The 10,931-nt window shown below is 67.1% G+C and carries 12 protein-coding genes and 1 tRNA gene; 7 read left to right on the forward strand and 6 right to left on the reverse strand.

The window, feature by feature from the left end; translation table 11 throughout:
• The 5 genes from ACILQR_RS12890 to ACILQR_RS12910 all read right to left on the reverse strand — a co-directional run.
• Window positions 1-1,155: glycoside hydrolase family protein (locus tag ACILQR_RS12890; protein WP_395651806.1), on the reverse strand; the 1,155-nt coding region annotated here is incomplete at its 3' end.
• Between the two features lie 120 nt (window positions 1,156-1,275).
• The gene (mgtE, locus tag ACILQR_RS12895) at window positions 1,276-2,685 is read right to left on the reverse strand and encodes a magnesium transporter (protein WP_395651807.1); all 1,410 of its coding nucleotides are present in this window, start codon (window positions 2,683-2,685) and stop codon (window positions 1,276-1,278) included.
• Between the two features lie 71 nt (window positions 2,686-2,756).
• Window positions 2,757-2,841 (reverse strand) — tRNA-Leu (locus ACILQR_RS12900).
• Window positions 2,842-2,922: 81 nt separating this feature from the next.
• Window positions 2,923-3,288: a four helix bundle protein gene (locus ACILQR_RS12905; protein ID WP_395651815.1), complete on the reverse strand. Its 366-nt coding sequence runs from the start codon at window positions 3,286-3,288 to the stop codon at window positions 2,923-2,925.
• An 81-nt stretch (window positions 3,289-3,369) separates the two neighbouring features.
• Entirely contained in the window at window positions 3,370-3,621 is a 252-nt protein-coding gene (locus ACILQR_RS12910; RefSeq protein ID WP_271144734.1) for a FliM/FliN family flagellar motor switch protein, read from the reverse strand.
• Window positions 3,622-3,698: 77 nt separating this feature from the next.
• On the opposite strand from ACILQR_RS12910, the gene lipB reads away from it, so the two are divergent.
• Complete coding sequence (lipB, locus tag ACILQR_RS12915; RefSeq protein ID WP_395651808.1) at window positions 3,699-4,448, forward strand: lipoyl(octanoyl) transferase LipB; 750 nt, start codon at window positions 3,699-3,701, stop codon at window positions 4,446-4,448.
• Here the strand turns inward: lipB and ACILQR_RS12920 are convergent.
• Complete coding sequence (locus tag ACILQR_RS12920; RefSeq protein ID WP_395651809.1) at window positions 4,430-4,921, reverse strand: DUF805 domain-containing protein; 492 nt, start codon at window positions 4,919-4,921, stop codon at window positions 4,430-4,432. The two genes, lipB and ACILQR_RS12920, sit on opposite strands and share 19 nt — an antisense overlap.
• Window positions 4,922-5,129: 208 nt before the next feature.
• On the opposite strand from ACILQR_RS12920, the gene ACILQR_RS12925 reads away from it, so the two are divergent.
• The 6 genes from ACILQR_RS12925 to ACILQR_RS12950 all read left to right on the forward strand — a co-directional run.
• Window positions 5,130-6,611 carry a hypothetical protein gene (locus ACILQR_RS12925; protein WP_395651810.1) on the forward strand — a complete coding sequence of 494 codons (1,482 nt, stop codon included), beginning with the start codon at window positions 5,130-5,132 and terminating at the stop codon, window positions 6,609-6,611.
• Between the two features lie 119 nt (window positions 6,612-6,730).
• Complete coding sequence (gene msrB / locus ACILQR_RS12930; protein WP_395651811.1) at window positions 6,731-7,225, forward strand: peptide-methionine (R)-S-oxide reductase MsrB; 495 nt, start codon at window positions 6,731-6,733, stop codon at window positions 7,223-7,225.
• Window positions 7,226-7,274: 49 nt separating this feature from the next.
• Entirely contained in the window at window positions 7,275-7,862 is a 588-nt protein-coding gene (locus tag ACILQR_RS12935; RefSeq protein WP_395651812.1) for a hypothetical protein, read from the forward strand.
• 129 nt (window positions 7,863-7,991) lie between these two features.
• On the forward strand, window positions 7,992-9,155 hold the full coding sequence (locus ACILQR_RS12940) for an isovaleryl-CoA dehydrogenase (protein WP_395651813.1): 1,164 nt from the start codon (window positions 7,992-7,994) through the stop codon (window positions 9,153-9,155).
• Window positions 9,155-10,762, forward strand: a complete 1,608-nt coding sequence (locus ACILQR_RS12945; RefSeq protein WP_395651814.1) for a carboxyl transferase domain-containing protein — start codon at window positions 9,155-9,157, stop codon at window positions 10,760-10,762. Before ACILQR_RS12940 ends, ACILQR_RS12945 begins: the two co-directional genes overlap by 1 nt.
• A gap of 5 nt (window positions 10,763-10,767) precedes the next feature.
• Window positions 10,768-10,931, forward strand: a 164-nt coding sequence (locus tag ACILQR_RS12950) for a biotin carboxylase N-terminal domain-containing protein (protein ID WP_395651816.1), incomplete at its 3' end; no start/stop codon positions are given.

Raw genomic sequence — 10,931 nt, forward strand, 5'->3', positions numbered from 1 at the left:
GGCGGCCGCGATCGAGGGCTGGAAGGTCGGGATCTCGATGGGCGCGGGTTCGGCCGCCTGCTCTGCGACGGCCGGCACGGCGTCATTGCTGACGGCGATTTCGGTAGACGGGGGTGCTGCCTCGACGGCCAGGCCGGGAAGGGGGCCGACGATCTCGCCTGCGTAGGCGGAATAGCGCTGGCTACCGGGGACGCTGGCGGTAGTGCCGAAGCCGGTCGGTGAAACCTGGGTCTCGGTGTCGGCACCGGCCAGGAAATCGTCGGAGGCCTGGGCCGTCGGATCGAACACGCTGGGATGATGCGGCTCGGGCAGATCCGCCGCGATGGCGTCGGTGTCCAGGGGCGAGGCGTCGTCCGTGACGTCGTCGGGTGGTCCCTCTCCGGCGTCCAGCACCGGGGTCGGATCGGCAGGGCTTTCGCCGGCATCGATGGCGGTCGGCGTTTCGAGCACGGCGGCGGAATCGTCGCCTTCGCCGGGCGAGGTTTCGACATCACCCGGACGATCATCGCTCGCGGGCAGGTCGATCAATGCCGTGTCCGCAACGGCCGTCTCGACTTCAGGGTCGGGCGACGAGTGTGCCGGGATCGGCTCCTCCGCAGCGGGCGCGGTGTCGGTGCCCGTATCGGCATCTGGAACGCTGATCTCGGGCGCGCTGACGGGCGGTGGCGGCAGGGGGGCCGAAAGCAGTTCGGCCAGGGCGACCGGCCGTCCGGGATCGGCGACGAACAGGGCGCGTTCGGCGGCGCGGCGACGCATCCCCGCATCGGCCGGCGACGGGTCGGCCCAGCCGATGATGGCGTCGGCAGCCTCACCCTGGGCACCGGCGGTCAGGCGTGACAGCACGTCGGACCCCTGGAACCGGTCCAGGCCGATCGAATGGACGAAGCTGGCCAGGGCGTCGAACTGGTGCTGGTTCAATGAGCCTGGAACGCCGTTCAGCGCGGCGGCGACGGGCAGCAGGTCGTATTGCAGCAGCAGCTCGGCGTCGGCTTCCGACACCACCCCGCCTTCACGCGCCGACAGGGTGTGGCCGTATCCGATCACCCAGCGGCCGTCGTCGCGGCGCACGGCGTGGGGCCGGAACCCCTCGAAACTCTTGATCAGGATGATCCCCTCGCGGGAAATCTTCAGTCGCTGCATGACGGGTTCGGACACTGGATTGACCCAAATCGAGACGGACGCGCTCGCCCGGGGAGGGAACCAGCAAGGGCCGCGCCGCCACTATGCGCAGGCGCCGACGTTCGCAAACCGAATTCCGCCGGCGGGACGCCGACCTCAGACCAGGACGATCGTCGCCAGCCCCAGGAAGATCAGGAATCCGAAGAAATCCGTCGTCGCCGTGACGAACACCGCCGACGACACGGCCGGGTCGAACTTCAGCTTGGACAGGGTGATGGGCGTCAGCACCCCGACGGTGGCTGCGACGATCAGGTTCAGCACCATGGCCGCGCCGATGACCAGACCGATCTTCCAGTTCTCGTCCCGGAACCAGATCGCCGTCGCCACCCCGATCAGGGGGGCCAGGATCAGGCCGTTGGCCACGCCGACCACGAGCTCGCGCATGAAGGTCCGGGGCGCGTTGGAACTGTTCAGCTCGCGCGTCGCGAGCGCGCGGACGGTCACGGTCAGGGCCTGGGTACCCGCATTGCCGCCGATGGCCGAGACGATCGGCATCAGGATGGCCAGGGCGACGATCTGCTGGATCGTGCCTTCGAACCAGCCGATGACGCTGGCCCCGATCACGGCGGTGAACAGGTTGATCGCCAGCCACGGCACACGACCGCGCACGATCTCTGTGACGGAGGAGCCCCGGTCCTCGTCGCGCACCCCGGCCAGGCGCAGGATGTCCTCGCGGTTCTCTTCCTGGATGATGTTGACGATGTCATCGACGGTGATCTGGCCGACCAGCCGCCCGGCGGAATCGATCACCGGCGCCGAGATCAGGTGATATTTCTCGAAGATGTAGGCGACCTCTTCCTGGTCCTGATCGACGGCGATGTCGTTGATCGGCTCCATGATCTCGGTCAGGGCGACGCTGCGCGCGCTGCGCAGCAGGCGGCTGATCGGCAGGCCGCCGACGGGCCGGTTCAGCGGATCGACCACATAGATGTCGAAGAACAGTTCGGGCAGGTCGTCGCCCTGGCGGCGGATGTGGTCGATGGTGTCGCCGACGTTCCAGAAGGCGGGCGCGGCCATAACCTCGCGCTGCATCAGGCGGCCGGCCGAGTCCTCCGCGTATCCCAGCGAGCTTTCGATCGCGGCGCGGTCGCCGGCCGGCATGGCCGACAGGACCTTCTCGCGCTGGTCGTCCTCCAGGTCCTCGACGACGGCGGCGGCGTCATCGGAATCCAGTTCCTGCAGCGCCTCGGCCAGGGTGGCGTTGGGAACGCGCTCCAGCACCTCCTCGCGGATATTGTCGTCCAGCTCCGGCAGGGTCTCGGCCAGCAGTTCGGGCGGCAGCCACAGCACGACCACGGCCCGGTGCTCGGCCGTCAGGAAGCCCATCAGGTCGGCGACGTCGGCGGGGTGCAGGTCTTCCAGCAGCGACCGCAGCCGCATGCCCTGGCCGTCGTCGGCGGCGTCGACGACCTTTTCGACGAAGGCGGCCGTCAGGACATAGTCCTCGTCCAGCGCCTCGTGGTCTTCGATGATGACGTCAGGGTCGAGAGTGGTCTGGTCGCTCACGCGGGTGCCTCCCTCTCTCGGTGGTCTCAGCCTTGGTAGAAGCCGGAGTCTATCCCTGATTCGTCTATCGATGGTGCGGTCGAGAAGACTCGAACTTCCACGGGTTGCCCCACAGCGACCTCAACGCTGCGCGTCTACCAATTCCGCCACGACCGCTCGCATCGGAGGGCGGCTGATAGCGGAGGCTTTAGGGCGAGGCAACAGGCAACAGGCAACAGGCAACAGAAGGAGCCTGGATCAAGCGGACTGGACCTTGGAAATCAGGCCATGAAGAAGCCGGCTGAGTTCATCGCTGCGTTCAAGAAGCGGGTCCATTTCGCTTCGGGCGAGCAAACCGACCCGCGACGAAATTTCGATGTGCGTCTCGAGCTCTTTCAAGGAGCCGCGAGCGATGCGGAGAAAGCTTAGATAGGACGCGCGGGTGCCGCGTCCATATCCCTCCGCGATATTGGCTGGAACGGAAGAGGCGGCCCGTCGCATTTGGGAGGTCAATCCGAACATCTCATCGCGGGGAAATGTCCGCGTTGCGACGTAGACAGCTTCGACAAGATCCATCGAGCGTTGCCAGACGACCAGATCGCGATGACCCTTGATGTCAGCCAGGGCACTGGCCTCCTGTTGCCTGTTGCCTGTTGCCTGTTGCCTGTTGCCTGTTGCCTGTTGCCTGTTGCCTGTTGCCTCAGGTCACGCCGCGCCCGCCATGAAGTCATAGACGTCCGCCGCCCGCGTCACGGTGATCGCGATGCGGTCGTCACGGATTTCGATCTCGCCGCGCGCGACGGGATGGTTGTTGGCCAGGATCCAAACCTCGTCGTGTTCCGAGGCGTCGAGAGGGATCACCGCGCCGCGACCCATCCTCAATAGCTGCGACATCGGCAGGACCGACCGGCCCAGCACGACGGAAATCTCGACATCGACGGCGTCAATCTGGCTCAAGGCGTACTCGGTTCATGCAAGGGGCCGCGCAAGCGACAGCCCTTGCGCAGGGGCCCCCGACGCCACATTGAGTCCTCATGCTTGCCGACCCGTTAAGCCCCGCCGGAATTCGGCTACACCGTGATGACGGCCGACCCGTCGAATGGGCGGTCTCGACCGGCCTCGTCGGCTATGAAGACGCCGTCGCGGCCATGGAGGCGCGGGTCGCGGCGATCGCGGCGGGCGAGGCATCCGAACTGATCTGGCTGCTGGAGCACCCCCCTCTCTATACCGGCGGGGTCTCGGCCAAGGACGGCGACCTGCTGGATGCGCAGCGGTTTCCGGTTCATCGATCGGGACGCGGTGGGCAATATACCTATCACGGCCCCGGCCAGCGGGTGGCCTATGTGATGCTGGACCTGAACGCCCGTGGTCGCGACGTCCGCCGGCTGGTGCGCGCCCTGGAGCAGTGGCTGATCGACAGCCTGGGGACCTTCGGGGTCGAGGCCGGGGTGCGCGAGGGTCGCGTCGGGGTCTGGGTCGAGCGAAAGGGCGCCGGCTGGTCGCGCGAGGACAAGATCGCCGCCATCGGCGTCAAGGTCAGGAAGTGGGTCACTTTCCACGGCATCAGCCTGAACGTGGAGCCCGACCTCGATCATTTCGGCGGCATCGTGCCGTGCGGCATCACCGAGCATGGGGTGACCAGTCTGGTCGATCTCGGCGTCCTGGCCACGATGGACGAGGCGGATGCGGCGTTGAAGTCTGCGTTTCACACCCTGTTCGGCCCGACGCAGACCACCGTTCCACCTTGCGAGGGTGGATTTAATACTCAGGCGGTCGGTGCCTGATAGTTGCGACTTCCCGCGCCCTTGGGCGATGGGCCGTATCTGTTGGGGCCTTGCGTACCGTCCAGAAAGCCCAGTGTGATCAGCAGGAACAGCCCTAGAACCCCGGAAACCAGATAGACCGGGAAAACCAGAAGTTCTTCTGACGATCCCGGTGTCACGAAAAAGGCGGCGATCTCTCCTCCCAGATTGAGCACCCAGGCCAGCACGACGACCCACCCGGATCCGTTCCGGTCATGCGCCCGCCGCAACGAAACGGCCATCAGCGGCCACAGGAACAGTAAGGCGATCCCATATCGGATGGCCAGCGCGCGCCAGTCCGCGCCGGGCTCGACGCTAGACGCGAGATCGTCCCAACCGATAACCAGGCCGGTGATCCCAAAGGTCAGAACGACGCTCAGAATGCCGAGGCCGATGGTGAACAGCCACCATTCGCTACGCCGGATGCGGCCCTGGGCGGAAAAGAGGCTGGACATGGCGATGACCGTGGGTTGCGACGGGTCAGCCTAGTCTCGCGTGACGTTGATATGCAATCGCGGATCGGTCCGGCCGCCCCTTTGTCGCCGTGATCTTCGCGACAAATCGGCTCCTGGGGTCGCTTCGCGGGGGATCGGGCTTGGCAAGTCCGGCGCGGATCGCTTTAACCCTCTCATCCCTTCGTGACCGGCTCTGGAGCCTGCTTTCATGCATCGACTGTTTACCGCCGCCGCCGCCTTTGCGGCGCTCGCCATGGCCGCAGGGGCCGCGACCGCCCAGGATTTCCGGGCCTTTGCGCGTCAGGATCTTCAGGCTGCGCACGATGAGCTGCGCGCCAACCACCCGGCGGCCGTCGTCGGCGGGGCCGCGGCCCAGACCTTCAACGGCTGGATCGACGCAGGCCTGGCCGACGCCATGGCCAAGGTGGCCCAGGTCAACTCGGGCGACAGCCACGCCTATCTTATGCGTTACTATGCGCGCGGCTTCCGCGATTCCAACATCGCCATGACGCCCAGCTTCGAGGGCCTGAGCCCCTATTTCGCGATCCAGTGGCCGGGCTTCACGACCGGCTGGCGCGGCGGCAAATATGTCGTGACCTATATCAAGCCCGGCGTTCGCGGCACGCCGCCCCTGGGTGCCGTCCTCGTCGACTGCGGCGGCAAGACCGCCGAACAGATGGCTCAGGACAAGCTGGATCGCTGGGAAGGCGACCTGACCAGTGAGGCCGGCCGGATCAACACCGCCCCCTTCCTGCTGTGGAACCGCAACAACCCCTTCACGACCGGCACGCCCGGTGCCTGTAACTTCCAGGTCGGTGGCCGTGGTCGTTCGCGTGAGTTCCGGCTGACGCCGCAACCGCCCGTCATTGCGGATCTGGAAGCGGCCTACCGTTCGACCGTCTATCAGCCCGGCCCGACCCCGCTGGGCATCGAGACCGTCAACGGCCGTCCGTGGCTGCATGTCCATTCGTTTGCCGACACCGCCGGCTGGGACGCCTTCAACGCGGCGGTCCAGGCGCAAGGCCCGGCCCTGCGCAACGGCTTCGTGCTGGATCTGCGCGGCGCGCGGGGCCAATCCTACACCTCGACGGCGCGCGGCTATGGCCTGGCCAACCGCATCTGGACGCCCGAGTTCACCGTCAGCCGCCAGCCGGCCGCCGGCGAGATCACCTATCGCGCCACCCCCGGAAACCGTGCGTGGTACGCCGCCACCCTGGGCCGGATGCAGGCCGACCCGCGCTTCGTTCAGGAGAGCGCGCCGGTGATCGAGGAAACCCAGGCCATCGTCGCCGCCTTCGACGCGGCGCTCGCCTCCGGTCAACGCAGCTTCACCCTGGCCGGCCGTCCCGCGACGCCGGACACCGGTGCCGCCAACCCGATCGCCGGACCGGTGGTCGTGCTGGTCGACAGCGGCTGCTCGGGCGGTTGCCTGGATACGCTGGACCTGCTGACGCGCCTGCCGAACGTCAAGCTGGCGGGATCGGTCACGGCAACGGATTCGATCTTCATCGAACAGACGACCATGCGCCTGCCGTCCAACTATTCGGACCTCAGCTATGGCCACAAGGCCTGGACCTCGCGCCAGCGCGCCAACAACACGCCGTTCACCCCGACGGGCCCCCTGGCCTACACCGGCAACCCGGCGGACGAGGCGGCGGTTCGCGCCTGGGTCGCGACGTTGATGCAGTAGCCGGAGTGGGCGCAAGGCGCCCGCGCTACGCTCACGACGCGGTCGCTCGCTACTTGAGCGCGTCGGAAACTTGGGCCGGTCGGGGTGCAACCTCGGCCGGCCTTTCCTATTTCAGAGCCATGACCGACACATCGACCGTCCCGACCCCGCCGCGTTCCGCCTCCGGCTATGACCTGACCCCGCCTTCCGAGGGGCAGCGGGTCGCGCTGGAAGCCGACCTGAACGCCGAAGAAAAGCGGGTCCTGCTGTCCCATGGGACCGAGGCCCCCTTCTGTGGCGTGCTGCTGGGCGAAAAGCGTCCCGGCGTCTTCTGCTGCCGCGAATGCGGCCTGCCGCTGTTCAAGGCCACGACCAAGTTCGAGAGCGGCACCGGGTGGCCCAGCTTCACCCAGCCGGTGGACGAGGCGCATGTCACCGCCATCGTCGATCGCTCCTACGGAATGACCCGGACCGAAACGACCTGCGCGCGCTGCGGCAGCCACCAGGGCCATGTCTTTCCCGACGGCCCGCCGCCGACCGGCCTGCGCTACTGCATCAACTCCGTCGCCCTGACCTTCGTCGAGGAGGGCCAGCCTTTGCCCGATCCGTTGCGGCGCGGAGACGGAAACGCCTGACCTTGGCCGCATTGTTCGCTAGGGTATCTGTGTCGCTGGAGTTCGCCGCATGTTGATCGCAGTCCTCGCCGCCGCCGCCCTGTCGGGCGCGAACGATCCCGAGGCCGTGGTCACGACGGCACCGACCGGCCGGCAATCGGTGACACTGGACGCCGTCGCCCCCGTCGCCGGCGAGATTCCTCCGGCCTCCAGCCAGACGATCACCCCCCACGGCCTGACCACCGCCCAGCAGATCGACGGCTGGATCGGGCAGGGCAGGGCGAACACCAAGCCGTTCGACGACGACAGCCTCGGCCGCGATCCCTGGGACCAGCCGGACGACCGCAAGATGCATGGCGAGGTCTTCGCCGCCGTCGGGTCGGGCGACTACACCGCCTTCGGCGGCCGGGTCTCGATCCCGATCGGCGAGACCGGCCGCGTCGATCTGAGTTACAGCGAATCGAAGAACAGCCCCTGGGGTTACGGCTACGGATACGGCTATCCCGGGCGCGGCCCCGACGCCCTGCTGTACGGTCCGGGCTATCGCGGGGCCTATGATCCCTTCTTCCTGGGCAGCGGCATCGTCTATCCGGGCCGAAGCACCAGCTTTGGCCTGCGCTACGACAGCGACGCGGGCGAAAAGCCCAAGGACGACTGATCGCGTCGGCACGGCCGCCCGAATGGGTCGGCCTGTGCATCATTTGCCCCCGATCGGGGTGAATTTCGCAATTTCGACGGCCGGTTTGTCGGGCTAGGATGACGAGACACTCTCGCATCAGGCCTGTTCATGAGCATTCCCTTCGCCCCGCAGTCCATGGAGTTCGGCCTCGGCGAGAACGCCGACATGATCCGGGAGACGACCGCCCGCTGGGCCGCCGACCGGCTGGCACCGCGCGCCGCCGAGATCGACGAGACCAATAAGTTCGCCCGCGACCTGTGGCCCGAGATGGGCGAGTTGGGGCTGCACGGGATCACGGTCGAGGAGGAGTACGGCGGGCTGGGGATGGGCTATCTCGAGCACGTCGTGGCGATGGAGGAGGTCTCCCGCGCCTCGGCCTCGATCGGCCTGTCCTACGGCGCTCACTCCAACCTGTGCGTCAACCAGATTCGGCGCTGGGGCAATGAAGAGCAGAAGGCGAAGTATCTGCCCAAGCTGATCTCGGGCGAGCATCTGGGGTCGCTGGCCATGTCGGAGGCGGGGTCAGGCTCCGACGTCATGTCGATGCGGACGAAGGCTGATGCGCGGGGCGACCGCTACATCCTGAACGGCACGAAATTCTGGATCACCAACTCGCCGACCGCCGACACCCTTGTGGTCTATGCCCGGACCGGCGACGGCAACGGCGGGGTCACCGCCTTCCTGATCGAGAAGGGGATGAAGGGGTTCAGCGTCTCCAAGAAGCTCGACAAGATGGGGATGCGCGGCTCCGACACCGCCGAGCTGGTGTTCGAGGACTGCGAGGTTCCGGCCGAGAACGTCATGGGGGCACCGGGCCAGGGCGCGGCCATCCTGATGAGTGGCCTCGACTACGAACGGGCCGTGCTGTCGGGCGGCCCGCTGGGCATCATGCAGGCAGCGCTGGATGTGGTCCTGCCCTACCTTCGCGACCGCAAACAGTTCGGCAAACCCATCGGCTCCTTCCAGCTGATGCAGGCCAAGGTCGCCGACATGTATGTCGCTCTGAACAGCGCCCGCGCCTATGTCTATGCCGTGGCTCGCGCCTGCGATCAGGGCAAGACCACGCGCTACGATGCGGCGGGGGCGATCCTGCTGGCGTCCGAGAACGCGGTGAAGGTGTCGCTGGAAGCGGTCCAGGCCCTGGGCGGTGCAGGCTATACGAAGGAGTGGCCGGTCGAACGCCTGGTCCGCGACGCCAAGCTGTACGACATCGGCGCGGGGACCAACGAGATCCGCCGCTTCCTGATCGGCCGCGAACTGCTGGGAAGCTGATGCCCCGCCTGACCTCCTCGATCGATCCGAACAGCGCGGCCTTCAAGGCGCTCAACGCCCATAATCGCGCGCTCAACGCCGAACTGCGCGCCAAGGTCGCCAAGGCCGGGCGCGGGGGTTCGGACGCCTCGCGCGACCGGCACGTCTCGCGCGGCAAGCTGTTGCCTCGGGACCGGGTCGAACGCCTGCTGGACCCCGGCTCGCCCTTCCTGGAGATCGGCCAGCTGGCCGCCAACGGCATGTATGGCGATGCGAAAGACCCCGACGGCGCTCCCGGTGCCGGCATGATCTGCGGCATCGGACGGGTGTCGGGGCGTGAGGTCATGATCGTCTGCAACGACCCGACGGTGAAGGGCGGCGCATACTTCCCGATGACGGTGAAGAAGCATCTGCGGGCGCAGGAGATCGCCGAGCAGAACGAGTTGCCGTGCGTCTATCTGGTCGATTCCGGTGGGGCCAACCTGCCGCACCAGGCCGAGGTCTTTCCCGACCGGGAGCATTTCGGGCGCATCTTCTTCAATCAGGCGCGGATGTCGGCCAAGGCCATCCCCCAGATCGCCTGCGTCATGGGATCGTGCACGGCGGGCGGCGCCTATATCCCCGCCATGTCGGACGAGACGGTGATCGTCAGGAACCAGGGCACCATCTTCCTGGCCGGCCCGCCCCTGGTGAAGGCCGCGACCGGCGAGGTCATCTCGGCCGAGGAACTGGGCGGCGCCGAGACCCACAGCCGCAAGTCCGGCGTCGTCGATCATGTCGCCGAGAACGACGAACACGCGCTTCAGATCGTGCGCGACATCGTCGCCTCCCTGAACACGACCAAGACCGTCTCCCTTGACGTCCGCGAGCCCCGCGCGCCGGCCTTCGAGGCCGAGGAACTTTACGGCCTGATCCCCGACGACGTGCGCGCCCCCTATGACGTGCGCGAGGTCATCGCCCGCATCACCGACGGCTCGGAGTTCGAGGAATTCAAGGCCCTGTACGGCACGACCCTGGTCTGCGGTTTCGCCCGCATCTGGGGCTATCCGGTCGCCATCCTGGCCAACAACGGCGTGCTGTTCTCCGAGAGCGCCCAGAAGGGCGCCCACTTCATCGAACTGGCCTGCAAGCGGAAGATCCCCCTGCTGTTCCTCCAGAACATCTCGGGCTTCATGGTCGGCGGGAAATACGAAGCCGAGGGCATCGCCAAGCACGGCGCCAAACTGGTCACCGCCGTCGCCTGCGCCGAGGTTCCCAAGATCACCGTCCTGATCGGCGGTAGCTTCGGGGCCGGCAACTACGGCATGTGCGGCCGGGCCTATTCGCCGCGCTTCCTTTTCACCTGGCCGAACAGCCGCATCAGCGTGATGGGCGGCGAACAGGCGGCCTCGGTCCTGGCCACCGTCCACCGCGACGCCGACACCTGGACGCCCGAACAGGCCGAAGCCTTCAAGGCCCCGGTCCGCCAGAAATACGAGGATGAGGGCAACCCCTACTACGCCACCGCCCGCCTGTGGGACGACGGCGTCATCGACCCGGTCCAGACCCGCGACGTCCTCGGCCTCGCCCTCTCCGCCACCCTCAACGCCCCCATCCCGGACACGGTGTTCGGCGTGTTCCGGATGTAATGGCCATGTTCAAATCCGTCCTGGTCGCCAATCGCGGCGAGATCGCCTGCCGCGTCTTCCGTACGGCAAAGCGGATGGGCATCCGCACCATCGCCGTCTATTCCGAGGCCGACGCCCGCGCCCTGCATGTCCGCGAGGCCGACGAGGCCGTGCTGATCGGTCCTGCCGC

This window comes from Brevundimonas sp. (assembly GCF_044239655.1).
Taxonomy (GTDB): Bacteria; Pseudomonadota; Alphaproteobacteria; order Caulobacterales; family Caulobacteraceae; genus Brevundimonas.

What these genes read in the sequence shown, in the direction of transcription:
- lipB (WP_395651808.1), top strand. Translation starts at nt 3,699, where the DNA reads ATGCTTGCCGACCCGTTAAGCCCCGCCGGAATTCGGCTACACCGTGAT.
- ACILQR_RS12920 (WP_395651809.1), bottom strand. Translation starts at nt 4,921, where the DNA reads ATGTCCAGCCTCTTTTCCGCCCAGGGCCGCATCCGGCGTAGCGAATGG.
- ACILQR_RS12925 (WP_395651810.1), top strand. Translation starts at nt 5,130, where the DNA reads ATGCATCGACTGTTTACCGCCGCCGCCGCCTTTGCGGCGCTCGCCATG.
- msrB (WP_395651811.1), top strand. Translation starts at nt 6,731, where the DNA reads ATGACCGACACATCGACCGTCCCGACCCCGCCGCGTTCCGCCTCCGGC.
- ACILQR_RS12935 (WP_395651812.1), top strand. Translation starts at nt 7,275, where the DNA reads ATGTTGATCGCAGTCCTCGCCGCCGCCGCCCTGTCGGGCGCGAACGAT.
- ACILQR_RS12940 (WP_395651813.1), top strand. Translation starts at nt 7,992, where the DNA reads ATGAGCATTCCCTTCGCCCCGCAGTCCATGGAGTTCGGCCTCGGCGAG.
- ACILQR_RS12945 (WP_395651814.1), top strand. Translation starts at nt 9,155, where the DNA reads ATGCCCCGCCTGACCTCCTCGATCGATCCGAACAGCGCGGCCTTCAAG.